The following is a 23,736-nucleotide window of genomic DNA, read 5'->3' as shown; positions in this document are numbered from 1 at the left end:
GACCGAGCACCCGGCGTCAGCGGGCCCGGATGCCCTCCAGCACGGCGTCGACGACCCGTTCGGGCAGGGTCTGCTCGTCCAGGTCCGGGTTCCACTGGAGCACCCGCTGGATCAGCATCGGCCCGGTGAGCAGCGCCATCGTCACCTCGACGTCGATGTCGGCGCGCAGCACCCCCTCGTCGATGCCGCGCCGCAGCACCTCGCGCATCAGCTGCCGTCGGGGCGAGATGATGTTCTGGTAGAGCTGGAACTGGTCGGCGCTGCGGTTCACCGCGGGTGCCAGGCAGGGCATGATCTTGGCTGCTCGCGGGTCGACGTTCTTGCCGATCGCGCCGACCAGCAGCACCAGGTCGTCGCGGACGGAGTGGCCCGCCGGCTGGGCCATGACGCCCTTGAGGCGGCGCAACGCGTCCAGCAGCAACGCGTCCTTGCCGGCCCAGCGGCGGTAGATGGTGGCCTTGCCGACTCCGGCGCGGGCGGCGATCGCCTCGATCGAGAGCGCCTCGATGGTGCTGCCCTCGGCGAGCAGGTCGAGGGTGGCCTCGATGATGGCCTCGTCGGCGCGGATGCTCCGCGGTCGACCGGGCGACCGCGGAGCATCAGCAGTGGACGTCATTTCCGTCATTCTTCCCGGACCTATGCCGTGCCGGCCAACTCGGGCTCGGCGACCGGCGCCGCCGGGGCGACGCTCGCGTCCTCCTTGCCCGGCATCCAGCGCAGCACCACGATCATCCCGAGTGCGGCGATCACCGCGGACAGCCCGGCCGCCCAGTGCATGGCGGTGACGAAGGCGTCGTTGGCCGCCGAGATCAGCCCCGGCGCCGCCGGGCCGAGCTGGCCCGCCGCCGCGTACGCCCCGGAGATCGACTCGTTGGCCGCGTCCTGGGCCTGGGTGGGCAGACCGGTCAGGGCGTCACCGATGTCGCTGCGGTAGACCGCTGAGAGCACCGAGCCGAGGACGGCAACGCCGAGCGCGCCGGCCACCTGGCGGATGGTGTTGCTGACCGCGGAGCCCACTCCGGCCTTCTCCCGGGGCAGCGCCGACATGATCGACTCGGTGGCCGGCGGCATGATGTTGGCCATCCCGGCGCCCTGGATGAGGAAGACCAGCAGCACGATCCAGATCGGGGTGGAGGCGCCGATGAAGACGAAGGCAGCGAGGGACACCACCGTCAACGCCAACCCGACGGCGGCGACGGCCTTACCGCCGTAGCGGCGGACCATCGCGGCGCTGCGCGGCGCGAAGACCAGCTGGGCGCCGGCGAAGGGAAGGAAGAGCAGGCCCGTCTGCAACGGGCTGTAGTCGCGTACGAGTTGCAAGTAGAACGAGCCGAAGAACATCGAGCCCATCGCGGCGAAGAAGACCAGGCCGACGATGGCGACCGGCGCGGCGAACCGGGGCACCTTGAACAGTCGGACGTCCAGCGACGGGTGGTCGCTGCGCCGCTCGTGCTGCACGAACCAGGCCAGCACCGCGATGCCCACCAGGATCGAGCCCCAGGCCACCGGGCGGTCGAAGCCGTGCTCGCCGCCGTCGATGATGCCGTAGGAGAGGGCGACCAGGCCGACCACGGAGAGCAGCACGCCGAGTACGTCGATCCGGCCGGGCCGCGGGTCACGCGACTCGGGGACCAGCAGCGCCACCAGGACCACGCCGGCGGCGACCACCGGCACGTTGATCAGGAAGACCGAGCCCCACCAGAAGTGCTCCAGCAGCGCGCCGCCGAGGATCGGGCCGATCGCCACGGCGAGACCGACCGCGCCGGCCCAGACACCGATGGCCCGACCACGCTCGCGCGGGTCGAAGACGTTGGAGATGATCGACAGTGTCACCGGCATGATGGCCGCGCCGCCGACCCCCATCAGGGCGCGGGCCGCGATGAGCTGTCCGGGGCTCTGGGCGTACGCGGAGAGCAGCGACGCCAGGCCGAACAGCACCAGACCGATCATCAGGAAGCGCTTGCGGCCGGCGCGGTCGCCGAGGACCCCGAAGGTGAACAGCAGCCCGGCGAAGACGAGCGTGTAGGAGTTGATGGACCACTCCAGCTCGCCCTGGCTGGCGCCGAGACCGTGCACCGGGTCGGCCAGGGTGCGCAGGGCGACGTTGAGGATCGTGTTGTCGAGGACGACCACGAGGAGGCTGATCACCAGCACCCCCAGGATCGCCCACCGCCTCGGGTGTCCGGTGTTGTTGTGCAGCTCCATGCCTGGCTTTCCCCCCACGCTTGTCACCCGAGACGCAATACGATACGGGTCAGACTCGTAACGCGGATCAGCCTACGACGCGCATTAACGATACGGCACCGATCCGTATCGTATGTGGTGGGCATCACGCCCGGCCGCGACCGACAGGCAGGCGTCGACGGCCTCCGTCAACGTGCCGAGACGCACGGCCGGACCGCTGAGCGGCTCGATCCAACCCGGCCCCGCGCCGTACACCCGAAGGCGCGGAAAGTCCCGGGCGAAGCGCACCAGGCGGTACGCGCGGCCGGTCAGCGGCGTCTGCGACCAGAGCACGACGGTGCGCGGACGGGCCCGGTACACCGCACTGGTGAGCGCGGACCAGGGCAGCGCGGGGCCAAGGTTCAGACAGCCGCGACCCTGCTCGCGCAACGCGGCGGCGAGCGCCAGCAGACCCAGGCTGTGCGCCTCCTTCTCGGCACCGGCCAGCAGCACCCCGCCGGTGCGCAGTGACCGGCCCGGCTCCCGGCGGTACGCGTCCAACCCAACCCGGACACCCTCGCAGAGGGCGTGCTCGACGACGACCTCGACGGCGGTACGCCCCGACAGCCGGGCCAGCAACGGACGACAGACCTGCTCCCAGAGCGCCGGCACGCCCCAGGCCTCGGCCAACTCCAGCACCAGCGTCGCGACGGCGTTGGCGTCCAGGTCCTCGGCCGCCAGCGACACCTGCTTGTGCGCGATCTCCACGGCCTCCGCCGGCATCGGATCGGTCAGCACCAGACGTACCCCCGGGTAGACGTTCTCTACCCGGGGGTTCGCTCGGCGGGCACCTGGTGGATGCGCCGTCGCGGAATTTCAGCGGCGGCGGGCCGCCAGCCGGTGGGCCAGCGCGGCGACGCTGCCCCAGATGCCGCGCCGGAACAGCACCACGACCAGGACGAAGATGCCGCCGGTGACCAGGCCGATCGCCTCGAACCCGGAGAACGACAACCAGTCCTCCAGCCGGACCACGAGGGCGGCGCCGAGCACCCCACCCCAGAGGGTGCCGATCCCGCCGAGCACCACCACGATGACCGCCTTGCCGGAGGTGGTCCAGTGCAGCACGTCCAGCGAGACGAACCGGTGGCCGACCGCGAACAACCCGCCGCCGAGGCCGGCGATGAACCCGGAGAGCACGAACGCGGTGAGCTTGTACCGGTGCACCGGGTAGCCCAGCGCCCGCGCCCGCGCCGGGTTGTCCCGGATGCCGACCAGCACCCGACCGAACGGTGAGTGCACGATCCGCCAGGCGGCGGCGAGCCCGAGCAGCACGATCGGCAGGATCGCGTAGTAGAAGAAGTAGTCGTCGGTGAGGTCGACGCCGAACAGCTCGCGGGGCACCCCCTGGAGGCCGTTCTCGCCCTGCGTCACCGAGCGCCACTCGTTGGCGACGTAGTAGACCATCTGCGCGAAGGCCAGGGTCACCATGGCGAAGTAGATGCCGGTCCGCTTGACCGCCAGGTACCCGATCGGCACCGCCAGCACGGCCGCGGCGAGGGCCCCGGCCAGCACCGCGAGGGGAAACGGCAGGCCGGCGTGGATGGCCACCAGCCCGGTGACGTACGCGGAGGTGCCCCAGAACGCGGCGTGGCCGAAGGACATCAGCCCGGTGAAGCCGAGCAGCAGGTCCACCGCCACGGCGAAGAGCGCCCAGCAGAGGATGTCCACAGCGACCGCCGGGTAGAGGCCGTTGGGCAGCCACGCCGCGACGGCCAGGCCGACGGCGAGCAGCGCGTACCGGACCCAGCCGGGGGCCCGGGCCACGGCGATCAGCCCGGACGGTGGCGTCGAACGGGACGCGTCGGTAGGAGTGTCCACGGTGTTGGTCATGCGGGGGCCTCCTCCCGACCGAACAGGCCGGCCGGGCGCCAGAGCAGCACGCCGGCCATCACGACGAAGACGATCGTCTGCGAGACGAGCGGGAAATTGGAGAGGTACGCCTCACCCCACGCCTGCACGAGTCCGATGCCGAAGCCTGCGGCGACCGACCCGAAGATCGACCCCAGCCCGCCGATCACCACCACCGCGAACACCACGATGATCAGGTCTGCGCCCATCAGCGGGTTGACCGCGCGCATCGGCGCGGCCAGCACACCGGCGAGGCCGGCCAGCCCGATGCCGAAGCCGAAGACCGGAGTCACCCACCGTCCGACGTCGATGCCGAACGCACGGGTCAGGTCCGGCCGCTCGGTGGCCGCACGGACCACCATGCCGATCCGGGTCCGGGTCAGCACCCACCACACCGCGACGCAGAGCAGCACCGCGAAGCCGAGGATGAACACCCGGTACGTCGGGAAGTCGAACAGCCCGAAGTCGACCGACCCGCTCAACAGCGACGGCGTCTCGTACGGGCTGGACTGCACGCCGTAGCGCAGTTTCACCAGGTCCTGAAGGATCAGCGTCAGACCGAAGGTGAGCAGGAAGTTGTAGAGCGGGTCCAGTTTGGTGAGGCGGTGGATCACCGCGCGTTCCAGCGCCATGCCGAGCAGACCCAGCCCCACCGGCATGATCACCAGGGCGGCCCAGAACGGCACGCCCGCCTCGCTGAGCAGCACGTACGCCCCGAACGCGCCGAGCATGTAGAACGCGCCGTGGGCGAAGTTGACGACTCGCAGCATTCCGAAGATGACAGCGAGCCCGAGGGCGAGCAGGGCGTAGAACGCCCCACTCACCAGCCCGTTGAACGTGTTCTGCGCGAATCCGCTCACCGCGTCACATCCGTTCGTGACTGCGGGGCTCGCAAAACCGGCTCACTCCTCGCACTCACAGCGTCAACTCCGTTCGTGACTGCGGGGCTCGCAAAACCGGCTCACTCCTCGCACTCACAGCTTGCAGTCCGTCGAGGGCGCGCGGAACGCCTCCGCGGCGGGGATCGTCTTGAGCACCTTCACGTAGTCCCACGGCTCGGCGACCTCGGACTGCGACTTCACCTGGGCCAGGTAGGCGTCGTGCACCACCCGATGGTCCTCGGCGCGGATCTTCCCGTTGCGCAGGAAGACGTCCTCGACCGTCTTGCCCTCCAGGCCCTTGACCACGGCGTCCGCGTCGTCGGTGCCGGCGGCCTGCACGGCCTCCAGGTACTGCAGGGCCGCGGAGTAGTTGGCGGCGTGCGCGAAGGTCGGCCGGGTGCCGGCCTTCTGCTGGAAGCGGTCGGCGAACTCCCGGTTCTTCGCGTCGAAGTTCCAGTACCAGGCGTCGGTGTACGTGGTGCCGGCCAGCGCGGCCGGGGTCAGCGAGTGGATGTCGGTGAGGAACATCAGCCCCACCGCCAGGCCGACGCCCTTGTCCCGCAGCTTGAACTCGTTGTACTGCTTCACCACGTTGACCAGCTCCGCGCCGGCCTGCATGGTGCCCAGCACGTCCGGCTTCGGGTTCAGGTTCGGCGCCTTGAGCAGGAAGGTGGAGAAGTCACCGCTGGTGTTCGGGAACGGCGCCCCGTCCTTGCCGACGACAGTGCCGCCGGCCGCCGTGATCGCGGTGGAGAAGCTCTTCTCCATGTCCTGACCGAAGGCGTAGTTCGGGTAGAGGATGTACCAGTTCTTGCCGATCTGCTCGGTGGTGGTCTTTCCGGTGCCGTTGGCCAGCATGTACGTGTCGTACGCGTAGTGGAAGGTGTACTTGTTGCAGCTCTTGCCGGTCAGGTCGGTGGTTGCCGCCCCGATGTTGAAGTAGAGCTTCTTCTTCTCCTTCGCCACGTCGGCGACCTTCAGCGCGGCCGACGAGGTGGGCACGTCCAGGATCAGGTCGACGCCCTTGCGGTCGTACATCTCCTGGGCCTTGGAGTTGGCCACGTCCGGCTTGTTCTGGTGGTCCGCGGTCTCCACGGTGATGTCAGTGGTCACCGCCTTGTCGCCGTACTTCGCGGTGAAGTCGGCGATGGCCATCTCCACCGCCGCCACCGAGTTCTTTCCGGACAACTCCGAGTACGCCCCGGACTGGTCGTTGAGCACGCCCAGCACGATCTTGTCGCCGGTCAGCTTCTGGTCGCCACTCGACTGGGGGCCACCGCCACCGCACCCGGCGGCCAGCACCACCACGGCCGACGCCGCGGCCACACCCATCGTCCTGCGCATGCCCACTCCATCCATTCCGCGCGGCGTCGCGCGGGTCGTCGTTGAGAAAATTCAGATCCCGAGGTACGCGAGCAGTTCGCGTTCGCGCGAACGCACCTCGGAGTTGTCCATCGCCTCGGCGACCCGGCCCTCGGCCAGCAGGTAGTGCCGGTCGGCGACACCGGTGGCGAAGTGCAGGTTCTGCTCGACCAGCAGCACGGTCACCCCGTGCCGTTTGGCCTCGCGCAGCAGGTCGCCGACCTGCTGCACCAGCAGTGGCGACAGCCCCTCGGTGGGCTCGTCGCAGAGCAGCAGCCGAGCGCCCATCCGCAGCACCCGGGCCAGCGCGAGCATCTGCTGCTCGCCGCCGGAGAGCATGGTGGCCGCCGAGTCCCGTCGGGTGTACAGGGCCGGGAACGCCTCGTACACCCGATCCAGCGACCACGGGTCGGGGCCGACAGTGGGTGGCAGCGTGAGGTTCTCGGTGACGGTCAACGTGGCGTAGCTGCCCCGGTCGTCGGGCACCCAGCCCAGCCCCAGGCGGGCCCGCTTGTGCGCCGCCAACCCGGTGATGTCCCGCCCGTCCAGCTCCACCGTGCCGCGCTGACCGGGGTGCAGCCCCATCACGCAGCGCAGCACCGTGGACTTGCCGGCACCGTTGCGGCCGACCAGGGTGACCACCTCGCCGGCGGAGACCTCAAGGCTGACGTCACGCAGCACCTGCGCCTCGCCGTAGAAGGCGGACAGGTTCTCAATGCGCAGCATCGGCGGCTCCCAGGTAGGCGGTGATCACGCGCTCGTCGGCGCGGACCTGCTCGTACGGGCCCTCGACGAGGACCTTGCCGGCCTGGAGCACTGTGACGGTGTCGGCGAGACGGCCGACCACGCTCATGTTGTGCTCGACCATCACCACGGTCCGGCCCTGCCGGACCCGACCGATCAGCTCGACGGTGCGGTCGACGTCCTCCAGGCCCATGCCCGCGGTCGGCTCGTCGAGCAGTAGCACCTTCGGGTCCAGCGCCAGGGCGATGGCCAGCTCCAGGGCGCGTTTCCGGCCGTACGCCAGGGACGCCGAGGGGGCGTGCGCCAGCTCGGCCAGTCCCACCATGGCCAACAGTTCGTCGGCCCGTTCGGTGTAGCGGCCCATCAGCTTCGCCGACCGCCAGAACCGCCAGCCCAGCCCGCTGGACGACTGCAACGCCAGCGCGACGTGTTCGCGCGCGGACAGTTGGGGAAAAAGACTGGTGATCTGGAACGAACGGGCCACGCCGAGCCGGGCCACCTGCTCGGGGGGCAGCCCGGTGACGTCCCGCCCGGCCAGCTCGATCCGGCCGCCGCTGGGGCGCAGAAAGCCGGTGAGCAGGTTGAACAGGGTGGTCTTGCCCGCGCCGTTCGGGCCGACCAGCGCGTGCACGCTGTCCGACGCCACGTCGAGGTCGACGTCGTCGACCGCCCGGAAGCCCCGGAAGTCGCGGGTCAGCCCACGGGCCGACAGGAGCGCTTGCCCGGCCATCGCCTCATCCTCCGCACGTCGCGGCGACGGTCGGTTCGGTGACCGCGGTCACAGGCCCGTCGCGTGGACGAAACCTACGGCGGGCCTCCCGAGTCGAACCATGTCGATGGAATCCATATTCGACCCGCAGTTGACGTGCCTGAACTCCACTCCCCCGCGCCGTCGACTTGACCTGACCCCCTAGGTTGATGATCCACACAGCCCACCGGAAGGTCCCCACCCCATGCCCGTCGGCTTCACCATGGCGATCGTCTTCGCCGTCGCCCTGGCGATCAGCGCCGTCGTCGCCCTCGTCGCTCCCGCACGGCCGCTCAAGCGGATGGCCACCCTCGCGGCGCTCGGCTTCCTCGCCCTCACGCTGGTGGTCGGCGTCGCCTCCAGCGCCCATTCCGTGCCCATCCGCTCGGTCGGCATCGTCACCAGCTTCGGCAAGCCCACCGGGAAGGTGACCGGCTCGGGTCTGAAGTGGGTGGCGCCCTGGCAGAAGGTCGGCGAGTGGGACGCGGGCCGCCAGAAGTACGACCACATCGGTGGCAACAACTGCGTACGCGTGCGCACCGGCACCCTCGCCGACGCCTGCGTCGAGGTGCTTGTCGAATGGCAGGTCAAGCCGGAGAACGCGCCGAAGCAGTTCATGGACTACAAGGGCGACTTCGGCAGCTTCCGAGGTCAGCGGGTGGGTGTGCAGCTGGACAGCGCGGTCAACGACGCCTTCGCCGCGTACAACCCGCTGGAGAAGATCGACGCCCAGACCGGCGACCTCAACGTCGACCTGAAGCCGTTCGCCGCGAACATCAAGACCAGCGCGGAGGCGCGCCTCGCCACCGACGTGGACATCCTCTCGGTGACCATCACGCGGGTGAACCACGACGACAAGACCGAGGGCAACATCAAGGCGTTCCAGGACAAGCTGGCGCAGACCCGCAACCTGGAGCAGGACCGCAAGAACGCCGAGATCTCCAAGCAGATCACCGAGACCAACGCGAAGGTCGACAAGGTGACCCGTTGTCTGGAGATCGCGGAGAAGAACGGCGCGAACCCCGGGCTCTGCATCAACCCGGGCATCGTCACCGGCAAGTAAGCCGAGGCTGGCCCACCCCTGGCGGGGTGGGCCAGAGGTCGAGCGAATCGCCGCCACCGGCAACTGTGGTACCGCGAACGGCGTTGTCCGGGTTAGCCTTTGCGCATATGGCTACCTTTCGCAGCGCCTCAGTGCTCCTTTCCGCAGACGGCACCAGGACCCCCGGCACTGCCGCGCTCTTCGCCGAGCCGGCCCGTAGGGGCGGGATTCCGCCCTGGGCAGGCGACTTCCGACCCGCCAACAGCGCCGGAAACGGCCCCAAGAACGCGGTCGGAAAGACCTTCACCCTGGAGCTGCCCGACGGCAGCACCGGCAAGGTCGTGGTCCAGGGCCTCAAGAGCGGCAAGGGTGGCGTCGTGCTGGCGCTGATGGGCGAGGACGCCCCACCCTTCTGACCGGTCGCCCGGCTCTCGTCGCCAGGGTGCCCAGGGTTGGCCCTTCCCGGGCCGACCCCAGGCTCCCTGGCCAGACACGCCAGTCGCCCCGACAAATCGCTGGGATGTCGATGGTCGCGTCGCGACGGCGGTTACCAGCGTCAGTCCAGCGTGACCACCCAGCGAGCGCCCTCACCCCGCGCCAACCGGTCGAACGCCGCGGGCGCCTCGTCCAACGGAATCGTCCCGCTGACCAGCACACCCAGATCCAGTGCGCGGTCGGCGAGCTCCGCGGCCAGCACCGGCACCTCCCGGTCCGGATCGGACGAGCCGTACACCGAGGAGCGCAGGGTGCGCGCGGAGTGGAAGATGTCCAGCGCGCCCAGGCTGACCATGTCGTCCTTGGCGCCCATGCCGACCACTGTCACCGCTCCCCCGCGCCGGGTCAGCCGCCAGGCGGCGCGGATGGTGGCGGCCCGACCGACGCACTCGAAGGCGTGGTCGACGCCCCGGCTCTCGGTGCGCGCCCGTACCTCCTTGGAGAGCCGGTCGTCGGAGAGCAGGAAGTCGGTCGCACCGGCGGCGAGCGCCAGGTCCCGTTTCGCCTCGGCGACGTCGATGGCCAGAATCGTCGTGGCACCGGCCCGGCGGGCCGCGCTGAGCACGGCGAGCCCGACCCCACCGAGCCCGACGACAGCGACCGACTCGCCGGGTGTCACCCGGGCGGTGTTCCGGACCGCACCGACGCCGGTGAGCACCGCACAGCCGAGCAGTGCGGCCTGCTCGGGCGGCAGCCCGGCGGGGATCGGAATGACGGCACGCTCGGGTACCACCACCGCCTCGGCGAGCGCGCCGAGGCCGAGGGTCAGGTGCAACGGGACCCCGTCGTCGGTCTCGCCGCGCGACACGGTCGGGGCCGTGGTGTCGGCGCAGAGCCACGGCTCGCCACGCCGACACCACCAGCAGGCCCGGCACGCCGGCGCCCAGTTGAGGACCACCGGTGTGCCGACGGTCAGCTGACTGCCCGGCCCGACCTCGGCCACCACACCGGTCGCCTCGTGCCCGAGCACCAGCGGGAACCTCGCGGCGAGGGTGCCGTTGACCATGGACAGGTCGGAGTGGCAGACACCGGCCGCCCTGATCGTCACCCGCACCTCGCCGGGGCCGGGCGCGGGCAGGCGTACCCGCTCGACCCGCAGCTCGGCGCCGGACCCGCGCGCGACCAGCGCGCGAACAATGACCGGTGCGGACGCCGGCCCGGTGCCGCCACCCGGCGCGGCCGGGGACAGCTCGGGCCGGCCTGCGGGCATGGCCGGGGACAGCTCGGGACCGGTCATCGCTGGATCGCCTTCAGCTCGCAGAACTCGGCCAGCCCGTGCACGCCCAACTCCCGGCCCAGGCCGGACTGCTTGTAGCCACCGAACGGGGCGAGCGGGTTGAACGGGGCACCGTTGATGTCGACAGCGCCGGTACGCAGCCGCCGGGCCACCGCGAGCGCCGCGTCGGTGTCGGCGGACCAGACCGCGCCGGCCAGCCCGTACTTCGAGTTGTTGGCGATGGCGACCGCCTCGTCGGTGTCGGCGAACGGGATGACGGCGAGCACCGGGCCGAAGACCTCCTCCTGGGCCAGCGCACTGTCGGGGTGCACGTCGGCGAAGACGGTCGGGGCGACGAAGTGCCCCCGGGTCGGCACCGGGGCGTCGGGCCCGCCGGCGACCAGCCGGGCGCCGTCGGCGAGAGCCCGGTCGATGTGGCCACGCACCCGCTCGGCCTGGGCGGCGGAGACCAGCGGGCCGAGCCGGGTCGCCGGGTCGAACGGGTCGCCGAGTCGGTAGCCGGCCACCGCCGCGGCGATCAGGTCGAGGGCTTCGTCGTACCGGTCGCGGTGCACCAGCATTCTGGTCCAGGCGGTACAGGTCTGCCCGGAGTTGAGCAGGGCGTTGCCGACGCCAACCTTGACGGCGGTGGCCAGGTCGGCGTCGGGGAGGATCACGTTGGCGGACTTGCCGCCCAGCTCCAGCGCGACCCGGGCGATGCGGTCGGCGGCGAGCCGCATGATTCGCGCGCCGGTGGCGGTGGAGCCGGTGAAGGAGACCAGGTCGACGTCGGGGTGCCCGGCGAGCGCCTCACCGACCACCGGCCCGGTGCCGGGAACCAGGTTGAGCACGCCCGGCGGCAGGCCGGCCTCGGTGACCGCGTCGAAGAGCAGGTACGCGGTCAACGGGGTCAGCTCGCTGGGTTTGAGCACCACAGTGCAGCCGGCGGCCAGGGCGGGTGCGAGCTTCGCCATCACCTGGTGCAGTGGGTAGTTCCACGGGGTGATCGCGCCGACCACGCCGATCGGCTCCCGGACGACGAGGGAGTTGCCGATGCTCTCCTCGACCGGCGCGCGGGCGGCGAGCGCGACGTGGTCGCGCAGCACGGTCAGTGGGAGCCCGACCTGCACCCGGGTGGCGAGCTTGAGCGGAGATCCCAGCTCGACGGCGATGGTGCGGGCGAGGTCGTCGGCGCGGGCGGTGAGCGCCGCGTGCAGCCGGTCGAGGTGGGCGGAGCGCTCGGCGGGGGTGGCGGCCGACCAGCCGGGAAACGCGGACCGGGCCGCGGCAACGGCGCGATCCACGTCGGCCGGGGTGCCGGCCGGCACCTGCCCGATCAGCTCCCCGGTGCTCGGGTTCTCCACGTCGATGAGGCCGGCGTCGGCGGGAGGGGTCCACTCCCCGCCGACGTGCAGGTGACGCCGCAGGCGCAGGGAGTCGGGCAACAGCGACGGCGGGGCGGCGAGGTCCATGTCGTCCCTTCGAGGGGGTGGGCGATGGGGTCGCGACGGGCGATGAAACTAGCGCTGGGAGTTTGGACGTTACCCGTCGGGCCGGGCGGACTCCACCGTGTCGACGCTGCGGGTGTACTCGGCGGCCAGACCGTGCAGCAGGGCGTCCAGGCCGAGGGCGAAGGCTCCCTCGTCGACGCTCTGCTGGTGCTCGGCGAGCCGGTGGGCCTGTCGCAGGTGCGGGTAGTGCGCCGCGTACAGCTCGGGGTCCTCGACGAAACCGCGGGCGAACGAGCCGAGCGCCGACCCGGCCACGAAGTACCGCAGCGCCGCGCCGATGTGGGTGGCCCGGGCCGGCGGCCAACCGGCCCGGACCAGCCCTCCGTAGACCGCGTCCGCCATGGCGAGGGCCGCCGGTCGACGACCCGGGCCCTGCGCCAGGTACGGCACGACGTTCGGGTGCGCGGTGAGCGCCCGCCGGTACGACCACGCCCAGTCCCGCAGCGCGGCGAGCCAGTCCCGGCTGGCGAAGCCGCTGGTGTCGACGGCACCGGTGACCGTGTCGGCGACCGCGTCGAGGATCTCGTCCTTGGTGGCGAAGTGGTTGTAGAGCGAGGGACCCTGCACGCCGAGCGCGGCGGCGAGTCGGCGGGTGGAGAGCGCGTCGAGCCCGTCGGCGTCGATCAGCGCGAGCGCCGTCTCGACGATCCGGTCGCGGGTGAGCAGAGGCCGTCGAGGTCGGGGCACGTCAGAACTCCTCGGTCTGCGGCGTCCTCCCCGTGGGAACCGCCTGTTCACGCACCCTATCGGGGACCGCCTGCGGGCGGGCGTCACCACGTCGGCCGGAGAAGGGGTCTGGACGAATGAAAACTTACACCGCTAGTTTATGAGGGACCGCTACGGCCCGTGGCGGCGCACCACCACGCCGACCGAGGGGGAACCGTGGACTTCGCACTGTCCGACGAGGAACGCGCCGTCCGGGACACCGTGCGCGCGTTCATCACCCGTGAGGTGATGCCCCTGGAAGCGGAGGTGCTCCGCCGGGAACGGGCGCACCAGCCGGGCCTCGACCACTCCGAGGTGCGCGAACTGCAACTCAAGGCGCGCAAGTTCGGCTTCTGGGGCCTGGCCACCCCGGAGGAGTACGGCGGAATGAACCTGCCAGCCGTACTCCAGTCGTTGATCTGGACCGAGCTGGGCCGCACGTTCGTGCCGTTCCGCTTCGGCGGCGAGGCGGACAACATCCTGTTCCACGCCACCGAGGAGCAGAAGCGGGAGTTCCTCATCCCGACCATCGAGGGCGAACGACGCTCCTGCTTCGCGATCACCGAGCCGGGCGCCGGATCCGACGCGGCCAACATCCGGCTGTCCGCCCGCCGGGACGGCGACGACTGGATCCTCGACGGCGAGAAGACCTTCATCACCGGCGGTCACGACGCCGACTTCGCCATCGTGGTCGCCGTGACCGACCGGGAGAAGGGCGCCCGCAACGGCGGCGCCACCGCGTTCCTGGTGGACCGGTCGATGGGCTGGCGCTCGGAGTTCATCCAGACGATGGGTGAGGGCGGGCCCGCGTCACTCATCTTCGACGGCGTACGCGTGCCGCACCGCAACATCCTCGGTGAGATCGGGCAGGGCTTCACCCTCGGCATGGAGTGGATCGGCAAGGGGCGCTACACCATCCCGTCGCACGCCATCGGCATCGCCGAACGGGTGTTGCAGATGGCCATCGAGTACGCCAACACCCGGGAAACCTTCGGCACGAAGATCGGCACGAACCAGGCCATCCAGTGGATGATCGCCGACTCGGAGACGGAGCTGGAGGCGGCCCGCTGGCTGGTGCTGCGCTCGGCGTGGACGGTCGACGCGGGCCTGGACCCCCGGCACGCCTCGTCGATGGGCAAGCTCTACGGCGCCGGCATGGTCAACCGGGTGGTCGACCGGGTGCTCCAGATCCACGGCGGCATGGGCTACACCCGGGAGCTGCCGATCGAACGCTGGTACCGGCAGGTCCGGCTCTACCGGATCTTCGAGGGCACCGACGAGATGCAGCGGCTGATCATCTCGCGGGACCTGCTGCGCGGCTACACGAAGATCGGTGGTCACCTGGCCTGACGCCCGGCCGTCCTCGGTGCCAGGTTCAGCCGGTCAACGCCGTCAGCGCCGCGTCCACGTCGGCCTCGGTGGAGTAGATGTGGAACGAGGCCCGCACCCGTCCGGCGCGCACCGCCGCCCGGATACCGGCCGCCGCCAGACGCTGCTCCGCATCCGGCACGTCCACGCTGACGATGGCGCTCTCCCCCGGCTCCCGACCCAGCCCGCTCAGGAACCGGTTGGCCAGCGCCACGTTGTGCGCCCCGATCGCCGGCACGCCGATCTCGGCGACCACCTCCAGGGCGGGCGCCGCGCCGACCCAGCTGAACCAGGCCGGTGAGATGTCGAACCGGCGGGCATCGTCGGCCAGCCGCAGCGGCGGGCCGTAGTAGGAGGCGTGCGGGTCCCGGCCCGCGTACCAGCCGGCCGCGTCGGGGCGCAGCCGCTCGCGCAACCCGGGGGCCAGATAGGCGTACGCGGTCCCGCGCGGATTCATCAGCCACTTGTAGCCGCCCACCGCCACCACATCGGCCCGGCTGCCGTCGAACGGCAGCCAGCCGCACGCCTGGGTCGCGTCCACCGCCACCAGCGCGTCGTGCGCGCGGGCCGCGGCCACGATCTCGTCGTACGGCGCGACCGCCCCGTCGGCCGACTGCACCAGGCTGAACGCCACCACGTCGGTATCGGCGTCGATGGCGTCGACCAGAGACCCCAGCGGCACCGTGCGGACCGTGACGCCACGCTCCTCCTGAACCAGCCAGGGGAAGAGATTCGAGGTGAACTCGACCTCGGGGACCACCACCGTGGCACCGGCCGGCAGCGCCGCCGCGACCGGCGCGAGGAGCTGGGACACCGCCGCGCCGACGGCCACGTCAGCGACCGGCACCCCGATGAGGCCGGCGAAGGTGACACGAGCCCGGCTCGTCGACTCGCCCCAGTCCTCCCACGACGTACGACCGACCCGCCAGACCGCGAGAGCCTCCTGCAACGCCGCCCACGCCGGCTCCGGCGGCAACCCGTAGCTGGCGGTGTTCAACCAGCCCGGTTCCGGCTCCCACAGCTTCTGTGCCTGCTCGATCTCCATGCCGTCGACGCTAGGCCGAACGACGCCCGACGGGCACGACCAATCGGCGATCGGCGGCCCGTCCGGTGGCGGGCTGGGATCCGGCTCATCGGCGGCAGGCGGGCGGGTGGATCCGGGCGAGACTGTCGGCGAGGCTGGCGAGCCACCTGTCGACCTCCACCAGGTGCCGGACCGACTGATGGTCGGCCTCGCCGAGGAGCGGACGGATCCGGTCCAACTGGTCGACGCAGCTGGTCGAGACGAGCTCCCGGCCCGATGCCCGGCCGTGGGCGACGTCATCGGCGAGCGCGTCGTACGCCGATCGCAGGCGCCCGGCGGAGTTTCGCAGGAGCGTCGCCGCCCCGGGCCAGCCGGCGAGGCAGCCGGGCGGGTTGCGCCGCAGCAGCGACTCCGCTCCGGGCACGACGTGGTGCCCAGCGCTCAGCACGGCGTCCCAGTTCACCTGTTGCCGGTGCGGATCGTGCCGCTCCGAGTGGTACTGGCAGTACGACGAGTCGATGAGGACCATCCGGCGACGGACCCGGTCGAGGGCGCCCGCGGGCGGCGGAGCGTCACCGAGGATCGCCTGGACCGTCTGTTCGACAGCGTCCGCGCTGGCCGCCAGGTAGCGGGTGGCGTTGCGCCGCAGGTCGTGGTCCGCGCCGCGCGGCCAGATCGCCACCCCGGCGAGCACGCCGATCACCGCGCCGAGCAGCACGTCGACGAGGCGCGCCTCGGCGAGCCGCCAACCCTCCGGGCTGAGCTGGGCGAAGACGACTGTCAGCAGCACTGTGAACAGCGCCTGCTGCCACACCGGGCCGAGCAGCCGGCCGACGCCGAAGGCCAGCAGCAGGGTGACCGGCAGGACGACGGCGTACACGATCGGCTCGTCGACGACGAGCATCACCCCGCCGCTGACGACCGCACCGACGATGGTCCCCAGCACCGCCGGTCGCAGCGCCGTGCGGGTGTCGGCGGCGGACGTGCGCAGGACCGTGAGGGTGGCCAGCAGCACCCAGAAGCCGTGGGTCAGCTCCAACACCCCGGCGGCCACCCGGGCGATGGCGAGCGCCACGGCCAGCCGCAGCGAGCTGTGCAGGTGGGCCGAGCGCGGCGCCAGGTGTGAGCGGAACTGCCACCAGTACAGCGTCCACGGGCTACGCCGGGCGTACGCGAACAGCTCCGAGGAGTCGTCGCCGCCGCCGGGCCACGCCCCGGTCGCCACCCGGGAACCGACGACGAAGACACGCACCTGGTCCGCGAGGGCCAGCGCCGTCGCGTCCCGGCACAACCGGGGTACGTCCGGCGCGTCGCGGACCTGGCCGGAACCCACCGGGTACGCCGCCTCGGCCCGTCCGACCGCCACGTCCAGGTCGGCCGGGGCCACCGCCGGGGCACCCGGCGACAGGCTCCGGCCGGCCGCGCGGGTGGTGTCCGCGCACGAGCGCAGCAGACGCGCCGCTGCCAGGTCCGGGATCGGCTCCGGCGGGGCGTCCGCCGCCAACCGGTCCGCGTCGGCGAGCACCTCCCGTAACGCTGCCCCGCTGATCCGCAACGCCCGATCCTGAGCGCCCGCCGCGGTGGGCGCCCACGCCGGAGGGCTGCGGTTCAGCGCGATCGCCGCCACCACGTCGTGCGCCCGCTCGCGTCGCGCGTTCCGATCACCCACGGCGGCGTGCGGGTCGGTCAGCCGCTCGGCGGTGGCGTCGAGGAAGGCGGCGACGCCGTCGGCCGCCTCGGCCAGGCGCTGCCGGTAGGAGACCGGCACCGGGTCGGGCCAGAGGAACACCTCGGCCGCGGCGAGCAGCACGACGGCAAGGGTCACCCCACCGAGTCGCTCCGGCAGGGTGTCCGGTTGGTACGGCGGGAACGACGCCAGGATGTAGAAGAGCTGAAACGCGCTGGCCAACCCCACCAGGCGCGGGTTGCCGACCCCGGCGAACGCCACCACGAAACCGACGACCAGCATGCCACCGGCGGCCGCCCAGGTGCTCCACGCCAACAGCGAGCCCATCGCGATGAGCGCCCACACCACCGGCAGCGACAGCACGAGGATCCGCGCCCGTTGCGGCGCCGGACCAGGTAGCTGCGCGAACGACCCGGCGGCGATCGTGCCGAACAGTCCGTACGTGGCGAGCGTCGAGCTGCCCGCGCCGTACCGGCAGCCGTAGAAGACGACGGACGCGACGAGCGTCAGCCGGACCGCCCGCCGCAGGACGGCGTCACCCGGGTCACGGCGGCGAAGCCGGCCAAGGAGGCTGGTTGCGAGCACTACCGCTCCCCCGGTTCGTCGCTGCACCCCTCCCCGGCCCACCATTCTTCACCGCGCCTCGCGACCGGCGGCGCGTTTGGCGACGAATCACCGCCGGGAGCCGCCGAGCAGGCCGAGCCGCAGGGCCCGGAACAGGGTGCCGGGGCGACTCAGGGCGGCCGGGTGGTCGAGCATGGTGGTGACCCGACCCAACCGGGCGTTGAGCACCGGGTCGGTCAGCGACGCCCGGAAGAGCAGGTCCCCGAACCACTTGGTGACCCTGTAGCCGGGCGGGTACGGCCCGTCGACGTGCGGCAGCTCGATGTCGGCGGTGGTGGAGATCTGCCAGGCGGCGTCGACCACCACGCGGACCTGGTCGAAGTACGCGTGCGCGGGCTCGTCGTGCGGCCTCGGACCGGAGCGCAGGTACTTCGACAGGCAGGAGGCGTGCAGTGTCGCGGAGGTCATGCCCTGGCCGTACACCGGGTTGAAGGAGGCGACCGCGTCGCCGGCGGCGACCAACCCGGCGGGCAGACGGTCGAGCTTGTGGAAGTCTCGGCGTCGACTGTCCGCCTGGTGGTACGTGACCACCCCGCCGAGCATCTCCCCTTGTTCGGCGATGTCGCCGAACATCTGCGGGTAGTGCTCCCGGCAACGGGTGGTGAAGTCGGCGACGTCACGGCTGGGCCGGTCCCCGTCGTAGCCGGCCACCAGCATGATCCAGCGGTCCCCCTCGACCGAGTTGATCCCACCGATCCGGGCGGTACGTCCCTTGCCCGCCATGGTGTGGAAGACCGCCACCCAGGCGTCGCTGACCTCCTCGTCGCGCTTGAAGAGCGCTGTGGCGTAGTTCAGCTTGATCGGCATGCGGTGCAGCGGCGGGCGCGGCCACCCGTGCTCGGCCAGCCAGTCGCTCAACCGGCTGGATCGCCCCATCGCGTCGACCACCAGGTCCGCCGCTTCGACGACGGGCTCGGTGCCGCCCTCGGGCACGTACCGGGCGCCATTGACCCGCCGCTCGTCGAAGAGCAGACCCTCCGCCCGGCCGTACACCATGCGGATGTTGTCGATGGCGAGGGTGCGTCGGCGGACCAACGCCTCCAGGAACGGACGCGTGGTGATCAGCGCCGGCCCGGTGCCGGTCGCCGCGGGCGGCAGACCCAACATGCCGTTCACGAAGACCTTCGCCGTGCCCGGGTCGCTCGGTGGGGGCGGGGCGCCGAGCGCGAGCGCCTCGTCGGCGATGCCGGGAAACCAGCGCTCCAACTGGACCTGACCGGCGGGCAGCAGCGCGTGCACCTGACTGCCCTGGGGCACGCCCGGCCGTGGACCGGCGTCGACATCGGACGGATCCCGTTCGATGATCAGCACTTCCTCGGCGTGGTCGCTCAACACCCGGGCCGCCAGCAACCCGGCCATGCTGCCACCGAGCACCACCGCCCGTCGCATGACCACTCTGGTCTCGGCTGGTGGTTCGGCCGTCGCTATCTCGGCGAAGAGCCGGGACGGAGAGGCGGGCATGGGATCACTCCTCGAACGGTCGGGAACCTCGGCATTCACGACCGTAACCATCGCGACGCCAGCCGTCAGCGCTGAGTTGGCCCGCCACTTCGAGTTGGCGCCCCGGATGCGGTGGTCAGATGGGCGGCGAGCCCTGCCGGCCAGGACCGCGCTGGGCCCGGCGACCAGCTATGAATGTCTGATGAGTGCCCATGCCGGTGCGACCCGGCCTCCGCGTGCCCCGGCCCTTCCGGATCCCGCGCCGGGCAGCCGAACCAGGCCGGTCGTCTGGTGGGGCTTCCTGAGCCTGGTGGTGGCCCTGGCCGCCTGCACGCCCGCGGGTGACTCGCGCCGGCACGCCACCCCGCCGGCCACCGGTGCGGGGCCGTCGACGGACGCCAGTGGTGGTGGGTCACCCTGCACGACATCGGTCGACACGCTGCCAGCACCGCCGGCGGGCTACCGGTTGGTGGGCGAAGACGTGGCGGTGCCCACCGCGCCCGTGATGTCGGCGCAAGATTCCGGGGAGGCCGATCCAGCGGCACGGCTGTTCGCCAAATGGGGGCTCGTCGTCCGCGCCGGCACAGTCGTCGACCTGCGGGTGGCACCGGCCTGGCAGGACAGGGCCCGGCTCGGCTGGGGCGGCACCGGCACGCCCGCTGCGGCCGTGACCGTGCACGCCTGCGCGCCGGAGGGTGGGCAGGCTCAGTGGATGGCCTTCGTCGGCGGCACCTGGGTCGCGCAGCCCGCCTGCGTACCGCTCATCGTGACGTCGAACGGCCAGACCGACCGCGTCAACCTCGGCATCGGCGTCCCCTGCAACGAGACCACCGCCCCCTAGCCCTGCACCCCCACCCCACCCCACCCCACCCCCCCGGTTGATCAAGAGGTTTGCGTCACCCATCCCGGGGTGTCGTGACGCAAACGTCTTGATCAACGGGGGGGCGCGGCGGCCCTGCGCCGCCGCGACCCAGGGTGCACGCCATGGATCAGACCGGGGCTCCGGCGGGCGTGGTCTCCTTCTCGTCGGGGCGGGACGCCGCCTCGTCGTCGTGCTCGTCGACCATGGTGGCCTCGTCGAACGGGTCGTTGCCGCTCAGCACCGCGGTCGCCCGCTCCCGGTCGAACTCGCCGGTCCAGGTTCCCACCAGTACCGTCGCCACCGCGTTGCCGGCGAAGTTGGTCAGCGCCCGAGCCTCCGACATGAACCGGTCGATGCCGACGATCAGCCCGACCCCGTCGACGAGGTCCGGGCGGTGCGACTGGAGGCCGCCAGCGAGGGTGGCCAGCCCGGCGCCGGTGACACCGGCGGCACCCTTCGACGCGATGATCATGAACAGCAGCAGCGAGATCTGCTCGCCGATGGCCAACGGCTTGCCCAGCGCGTCGGCGATGAACAGCGACGCCATGGTCAGGTAGATCGCCGTACCGTCCAGGTTGAACGAGTAGCCGGTCGGCACCGTGATGCCGACGACCGGCTTGCTCACACCGAAGTGCTCCATCTTCGCGATCAGCCGCGGCAGCGCCGACTCCGACGACGAGGTCGACAGGATCAGCAGGAACTCCCGGCCCAGGTAACGCAGCAGCGAGAAGATCGAGATCCGGGCCACGAACCACAGCAGCGCGCCCAGGAACACCAGCACGAACATCAGACAGGTGGCGTAGAAGCCCACCATGATCTGGGCGAGGCTCTTGAGGGCGTCCACGCCGGTCGCGCCGACCACGGCGGCCATCGCGCCGAACGCGCCGATCGGCGCCAGCCACATGATCATGGCAAGGACCTTGAAGACGACCCGCTGGATGACGGTGATGGCGCTGAGCACCGGCTCACCCCGCCGGCCCATGGCCTGCACGGCGAAGCCGACCAGCAGGGCGACCAGCAGCGTCTGGAGCACCTTGCCCTCGGTGAGCGAGGAGAGCAGCGTCGTCGGGATGATTCCGAGCAGGAAGTCGGCCGTACCGGCGGCCTCGTCACCGGCTGCGGCCTTGCCGGAGCCGACCAGGTCCGGGCCGAGGTTCAGGCCCGAACCGGGGTGGATGACGTTGCCGACGACCAGGCCGATGGCGAGCGCGACCGTCGACATGGTCAGGAAGTAGCCGAGGGCCAGGCCGCCGACCTTGCCGACCTTCGCGGCCTGCCGTACGGAGCCGACGCCGAGCACGATGGTGCAGAAGATGACCGGGCTGATCATCATCTTGATCAGGTTGACGAAGCCGGTGCCGATCGGCTTGAGTTCCTTGCCGAAATCGGGGGCGACCAGGCCGACCACGATGCCGGCGACCACGGCCACGATGACGGCCAGATACAGGTAACGGGTACGGTCCCGGCGGACCGCCGGTGCCGGGGTGGTGGCGGATGCGGTGGTGTCCATGTCGACAATGTGAAGCGCGTCTCACCCGTTGACAGCCTTGCGGTCATTCTGTTCACCGCGTCGGCGGAACCGGTGGCGCGACGAGGAGGGTGGTGGAGGTGGCCCGACGCCAGTGGAGCATCGCCGGGCAACTCTTCGCCCTCCAGGCGATGGTGGTGACGCTGCTCGTGCTGGCCGGCGCGGCGGGCGCCGTCTGGCTGGCCCGCAGCGACTCCCGCCAGGCCGCGCAGGAGGAGGTGCTCGCGGTGGCGCAGACCGTGGCCGGCTCCCCCGACGTCCGCGAGGCCCTCACGACCGTCGACCCCGCGAAGGTCCTCCAGCCGTACGCCGAATCGACAAGGAAGGCCACGGGCACCGACTTCGTGGTGGTGATGGCCCCCGACCGCACCCGTTTCTCGCACCCGACCAAGGACCGGATCGGCGAGCCGTTCGTCGGCGAGATCGGGCCCGCTCTGGCGGGCCGCCCGTTCACCACCACCAACGTCGGGACGCTCGGCGAGTCGGTGCGCGCGGTCGTTCCGGTGTACGACGAGCAGCGACGCCTCGTCGGTCTGGTCTCGGTGGGCATCACCACCCGCGCCATCGACAAGAAGCTGCTCGGCCAGTTGCCGGTGCTGTTCGGTGTGGTCGCGCCGGCTCTGGCCCTCGCCGCGACGGGCTCCTGGCTGCTCAGCCGCCGGCTCCGCCGCCAGACGCACGGTCTGGGGCCGGCCCAGATGACGCGGATGTACGAGTACTACGACGCCGTTCTGCACTCGGTGCGGGAAGGTCTCGTCGTGCTCACCACCGATCGTCGGGTGGCGCTCGTCAACGACGAGGGCCGCCGGCTGCTGGGGCTCGACGTGGACGCGCCAGTCATCGACCAGCCGGTGGCCGGGATCGACCTGCCGCCCGCGGCGGCCGAGCTGCTCGACTCCGGCCGCGACGCCCGCGACGAGCCGATCGTCGCCGGTGACCGGGTGCTCGTCGCCAACCAGCGGACCACCCGCTTCGAGGGCGCGGTGCTCGGCACCGTGCTGACCCTGCGCGACCAGACCGAGCTGCGCACCCTGGCCAGCGAGCTGGATTCGGTGCGCGCGCTGACCGAGGCGTTGCAGGCGCAGACCCACGAGTCGGCCAACCGGCTGCACACCGTGCTGACGCTGGTGGAGCTGGGTCGCGCCGACGAGGCCGTCCGGCTCGGCACCCGGGACCTGGCCCTCGCCCAACAGTTGACCGACCGGGTGGTCGGCGCGGTGACCGAGCCGGCGTTGGCGGCGCTGTTGCTCGGCAAGTCCGCACAGGCCGGCGAGCGCGGAGTGGATCTGGTCATCGAACCGGACTGCCGCCTCGACGACAGCCCGCTGCCGACCGGAGATCTCCTCACCGTTGTCGGCAACCTGGTCGACAACGCCCTGGAGGCGGTGGCCGGAACCCCGGCGCCGCGCCGGGTGCGGGTCTTCGTCGGCGCGACCGACGACGAGCTGGTGGTCCGGGTAGCCGACAGCGGCCCCGGCCTGGCACCTGAGCGGGTCGCCGACGCGTTCCGGCGCGGCTGGTCCACCAAGAGCACCGGCCGGGGTCTCGGCCTGGCGCTGGTCGGCCAGGTGGTACGCCGGCACGGCGGTAGCGCCGAGGTGGGTCGCTCCGACGACGGCGGCAGCCTGTTCACCGTTCGGCTGCCGGGCAGGATAGGGCGGTCATGAGCGCCATCCGGGTACTGGTCGTCGAGGACGAGCCGCTGCTGGCGGAGGCGCACAGCGCGTACACCGAACGGGTTCCCGGTTTCGTGGTGGTCGGGGTGGCGCACACCGCGCGGGCGGCGATGGCGGCCCTGCGCGCCAACGACGGCGGCGACGTGGACCTCGTACTCCTGGATTTTCGGCTGCCCGACCTGCACGGCCTGGACGTCTGCCGGGCGCTACGGGCGGCCGGCAGCAGCGTCGACGTGCTCGCGGTGACGTCCGCGCGGGACCTGGCGGTGGTGCGCACCGCGGTGTCCCTCGGTGTGACCCACTACCTGCTCAAGCCGTTCACGTTCGCCGCGTTCCGCGACAAGCTGGAGCGGTACGCCGACTACCGCGCCCAGGCGCTCGCCGACGGCGAGGTCGCCGCCCAGCACGAGGTGGACCAGATGTTCGCCACCCTGCGCGGCACCGCCGGGCACAGCCTGCCCAAGGGGCTCGACGCGCAGACCCTCGATCGGGTACGCGCCGCGCTCACCGACGGCACCCGCGCGGAGGTCGGGCTGTCCGCGACCGAGGTGAGCGCGCTGACCGGCATCTCCCGGGTAACGGCCCGCCGCTATCTGGAGTACCTGGTCACGGTGGACCGGGCCGCCCGCACCCCCCGCTACGGCACCCCCGGCCGCCCCGAGGTCGAGTACCGACCCCGTTGAGCAATCCGTCGATCTTGCACTTTCTGTCGGGACCATTGACCGCAACAGCGATATTTCGGCAACAGTAAG

At 71.5% G+C, this 23,736-nt stretch carries 21 protein-coding genes; 6 read left to right on the top strand and 15 right to left on the bottom strand.

Going from position 1 to position 23,736, the window contains the following annotated elements; all coding sequences use genetic code 11:
* Positions 1-16 precede the first annotated feature (16 nt).
* The 8 genes from ACGF3C_RS13375 to ACGF3C_RS13340 all read right to left on the bottom strand — a co-directional run bounded on the left by ACGF3C_RS13375 (position 17) and on the right by ACGF3C_RS13340 (position 7,788).
* Positions 17-625 carry a TetR/AcrR family transcriptional regulator gene (locus ACGF3C_RS13375; RefSeq protein ID WP_357233019.1) on the bottom strand — a complete coding sequence of 203 codons (609 nt, stop codon included), beginning with the start codon at positions 623-625 and terminating at the stop codon, positions 17-19.
* An 11-nt stretch (positions 626-636) separates the two neighbouring features.
* The gene (locus ACGF3C_RS13370) at positions 637-2,205 is read right to left on the bottom strand and encodes an MFS transporter (RefSeq protein WP_357233021.1); all 1,569 of its coding nucleotides are present in this window, start codon (positions 2,203-2,205) and stop codon (positions 637-639) included.
* An 84-nt stretch (positions 2,206-2,289) separates the two neighbouring features.
* Entirely contained in the window at positions 2,290-2,961 is a 672-nt protein-coding gene (locus ACGF3C_RS13365) for a transcriptional regulator (RefSeq protein WP_357233017.1), read from the bottom strand.
* A gap of 78 nt (positions 2,962-3,039) precedes the next feature.
* Entirely contained in the window at positions 3,040-4,053 is a 1,014-nt protein-coding gene (locus ACGF3C_RS13360; RefSeq protein ID WP_112583339.1) for a branched-chain amino acid ABC transporter permease, read from the bottom strand.
* On the bottom strand, positions 4,050-4,931 hold the full coding sequence (locus ACGF3C_RS13355) for a branched-chain amino acid ABC transporter permease (RefSeq protein ID WP_112583340.1): 882 nt from the start codon (positions 4,929-4,931) through the stop codon (positions 4,050-4,052). Before ACGF3C_RS13355 ends, ACGF3C_RS13360 begins: the two co-directional genes overlap by 4 nt.
* Positions 4,932-5,045: 114 nt before the next feature.
* Positions 5,046-6,296: an ABC transporter substrate-binding protein gene (locus tag ACGF3C_RS13350; RefSeq protein WP_393221711.1), complete on the bottom strand. Its 1,251-nt coding sequence runs from the start codon at positions 6,294-6,296 to the stop codon at positions 5,046-5,048.
* Positions 6,297-6,347: 51 nt separating this feature from the next.
* On the bottom strand, positions 6,348-7,040 hold the full coding sequence (locus ACGF3C_RS13345) for an ABC transporter ATP-binding protein (RefSeq protein ID WP_393221708.1): 693 nt from the start codon (positions 7,038-7,040) through the stop codon (positions 6,348-6,350).
* Positions 7,027-7,788, bottom strand: coding sequence for an ABC transporter ATP-binding protein (locus ACGF3C_RS13340; protein WP_355502683.1), 762 nt, complete (start codon positions 7,786-7,788; stop codon positions 7,027-7,029). The genes ACGF3C_RS13345 and ACGF3C_RS13340 overlap by 14 nt, the downstream gene beginning before the upstream one ends.
* Positions 7,789-8,011: 223 nt before the next feature.
* Between ACGF3C_RS13340 and ACGF3C_RS13335 the strand changes: the two genes are divergently transcribed.
* Entirely contained in the window at positions 8,012-8,869 is an 858-nt protein-coding gene (locus ACGF3C_RS13335; RefSeq protein WP_393221705.1) for an SPFH domain-containing protein, read from the top strand.
* 107 nt (positions 8,870-8,976) lie between these two features.
* Positions 8,977-9,264: a hypothetical protein gene (locus tag ACGF3C_RS13330; RefSeq protein WP_357199639.1), complete on the top strand. Its 288-nt coding sequence runs from the start codon at positions 8,977-8,979 to the stop codon at positions 9,262-9,264.
* 140 nt (positions 9,265-9,404) lie between these two features.
* On the opposite strand, the gene ACGF3C_RS13325 is transcribed toward ACGF3C_RS13330, so the two are convergent.
* The 3 genes from ACGF3C_RS13325 to ACGF3C_RS13315 all read right to left on the bottom strand — a co-directional run bounded on the left by ACGF3C_RS13325 (position 9,405) and on the right by ACGF3C_RS13315 (position 12,757).
* Entirely contained in the window at positions 9,405-10,580 is a 1,176-nt protein-coding gene (locus ACGF3C_RS13325) for an alcohol dehydrogenase catalytic domain-containing protein (RefSeq protein WP_393221703.1), read from the bottom strand.
* The gene (locus ACGF3C_RS13320; protein WP_393221700.1) at positions 10,577-12,031 is read right to left on the bottom strand and encodes an aldehyde dehydrogenase family protein; all 1,455 of its coding nucleotides are present in this window, start codon (positions 12,029-12,031) and stop codon (positions 10,577-10,579) included. Before ACGF3C_RS13320 ends, ACGF3C_RS13325 begins: the two co-directional genes overlap by 4 nt.
* Before the next feature lie 69 nt (positions 12,032-12,100).
* On the bottom strand, positions 12,101-12,757 hold the full coding sequence (locus ACGF3C_RS13315; protein ID WP_357234854.1) for a TetR/AcrR family transcriptional regulator C-terminal domain-containing protein: 657 nt from the start codon (positions 12,755-12,757) through the stop codon (positions 12,101-12,103).
* A 195-nt stretch (positions 12,758-12,952) separates the two neighbouring features.
* Between ACGF3C_RS13315 and ACGF3C_RS13310 the strand changes: the two genes are divergently transcribed.
* Positions 12,953-14,125 (top strand): acyl-CoA dehydrogenase family protein, encoded by a 1,173-nt coding sequence (locus ACGF3C_RS13310; protein ID WP_238670770.1) that lies wholly within the window; start codon positions 12,953-12,955, stop codon positions 14,123-14,125.
* 25 nt (positions 14,126-14,150) lie between these two features.
* Here ACGF3C_RS13310 and ACGF3C_RS13305 read toward each other — a convergent pair whose 3' ends face one another.
* From ACGF3C_RS13305 to ACGF3C_RS13295, 3 genes are all read right to left on the bottom strand, one after another.
* Positions 14,151-15,188, bottom strand: a complete 1,038-nt coding sequence (locus ACGF3C_RS13305) for an aminotransferase class V-fold PLP-dependent enzyme (RefSeq protein WP_393221696.1) — start codon at positions 15,186-15,188, stop codon at positions 14,151-14,153.
* Between the two features lie 85 nt (positions 15,189-15,273).
* Entirely contained in the window at positions 15,274-17,439 is a 2,166-nt protein-coding gene (locus ACGF3C_RS13300; protein WP_393221694.1) for an FUSC family protein, read from the bottom strand.
* 87 nt (positions 17,440-17,526) lie between these two features.
* A complete protein-coding gene (locus ACGF3C_RS13295) occupies positions 17,527-18,939 on the bottom strand; it encodes an FAD-dependent oxidoreductase (RefSeq protein WP_393221691.1) in 1,413 nt (470 codons plus the stop codon).
* A gap of 181 nt (positions 18,940-19,120) precedes the next feature.
* On the opposite strand from ACGF3C_RS13295, the gene ACGF3C_RS13290 reads away from it, so the two are divergent.
* A complete protein-coding gene (locus ACGF3C_RS13290; protein WP_393221688.1) occupies positions 19,121-19,759 on the top strand; it encodes a hypothetical protein in 639 nt (212 codons plus the stop codon).
* Positions 19,760-19,907: 148 nt separating this feature from the next.
* On the opposite strand, the gene ACGF3C_RS13285 is transcribed toward ACGF3C_RS13290, so the two are convergent.
* Positions 19,908-21,290: a cation:dicarboxylate symporter family transporter gene (locus tag ACGF3C_RS13285; RefSeq protein WP_393221685.1), complete on the bottom strand. Its 1,383-nt coding sequence runs from the start codon at positions 21,288-21,290 to the stop codon at positions 19,908-19,910.
* Between the two features lie 98 nt (positions 21,291-21,388).
* Here ACGF3C_RS13285 and ACGF3C_RS13280 point away from each other — a divergent pair, with 98 nt between their 5' ends.
* Together ACGF3C_RS13280 and ACGF3C_RS13275 are read left to right on the top strand one after the other, a co-directional pair.
* Entirely contained in the window at positions 21,389-22,975 is a 1,587-nt protein-coding gene (locus ACGF3C_RS13280; RefSeq protein ID WP_393221682.1) for an ATP-binding protein, read from the top strand.
* Positions 22,972-23,667 (top strand): response regulator, encoded by a 696-nt coding sequence (locus ACGF3C_RS13275; protein ID WP_393221679.1) that lies wholly within the window; start codon positions 22,972-22,974, stop codon positions 23,665-23,667. The genes ACGF3C_RS13280 and ACGF3C_RS13275 overlap by 4 nt, the downstream gene beginning before the upstream one ends.
* Positions 23,668-23,736: the final 69 nt, after the last annotated feature.

Source organism: Micromonospora sp. NPDC047762, assembly GCF_043204655.1.
Classification (GTDB): domain Bacteria; phylum Actinomycetota; class Actinomycetes; order Mycobacteriales; family Micromonosporaceae; genus Micromonospora.
The sequence above is the reverse complement of the archived record's forward strand: the minus strand, read 5'-3'. Positions and strand labels throughout refer to the sequence as shown.

Coding starts and splice junctions, on each gene's coding strand:
- ACGF3C_RS13340 (WP_355502683.1), bottom strand. CDS start 7,788: ATGGCCGGGCAAGCGCTCCTGTCGGCCCGTGGGCTGACCCGCGACTTC.
- ACGF3C_RS13275 (WP_393221679.1), top strand. CDS start 22,972: ATGAGCGCCATCCGGGTACTGGTCGTCGAGGACGAGCCGCTGCTGGCG.
- ACGF3C_RS13320 (WP_393221700.1), bottom strand. CDS start 12,031: ATGGACCTCGCCGCCCCGCCGTCGCTGTTGCCCGACTCCCTGCGCCTG.
- ACGF3C_RS13360 (WP_112583339.1), bottom strand. CDS start 4,053: ATGACCAACACCGTGGACACTCCTACCGACGCGTCCCGTTCGACGCCA.
- ACGF3C_RS13375 (WP_357233019.1), bottom strand. CDS start 625: ATGACGGAAATGACGTCCACTGCTGATGCTCCGCGGTCGCCCGGTCGA.
- ACGF3C_RS13285 (WP_393221685.1), bottom strand. CDS start 21,290: ATGGACACCACCGCATCCGCCACCACCCCGGCACCGGCGGTCCGCCGG.
- ACGF3C_RS13350 (WP_393221711.1), bottom strand. CDS start 6,296: ATGCGCAGGACGATGGGTGTGGCCGCGGCGTCGGCCGTGGTGGTGCTG.
- ACGF3C_RS13335 (WP_393221705.1), top strand. CDS start 8,012: ATGCCCGTCGGCTTCACCATGGCGATCGTCTTCGCCGTCGCCCTGGCG.
- ACGF3C_RS13325 (WP_393221703.1), bottom strand. CDS start 10,580: ATGACCGGTCCCGAGCTGTCCCCGGCCATGCCCGCAGGCCGGCCCGAG.
- ACGF3C_RS13330 (WP_357199639.1), top strand. CDS start 8,977: ATGGCTACCTTTCGCAGCGCCTCAGTGCTCCTTTCCGCAGACGGCACC.
- ACGF3C_RS13345 (WP_393221708.1), bottom strand. CDS start 7,040: ATGCTGCGCATTGAGAACCTGTCCGCCTTCTACGGCGAGGCGCAGGTG.
- ACGF3C_RS13295 (WP_393221691.1), bottom strand. CDS start 18,939: ATGCCCGCCTCTCCGTCCCGGCTCTTCGCCGAGATAGCGACGGCCGAA.
- ACGF3C_RS13305 (WP_393221696.1), bottom strand. CDS start 15,188: ATGGAGATCGAGCAGGCACAGAAGCTGTGGGAGCCGGAACCGGGCTGG.
- ACGF3C_RS13370 (WP_357233021.1), bottom strand. CDS start 2,205: ATGGAGCTGCACAACAACACCGGACACCCGAGGCGGTGGGCGATCCTG.
- ACGF3C_RS13290 (WP_393221688.1), top strand. CDS start 19,121: ATGAGTGCCCATGCCGGTGCGACCCGGCCTCCGCGTGCCCCGGCCCTT.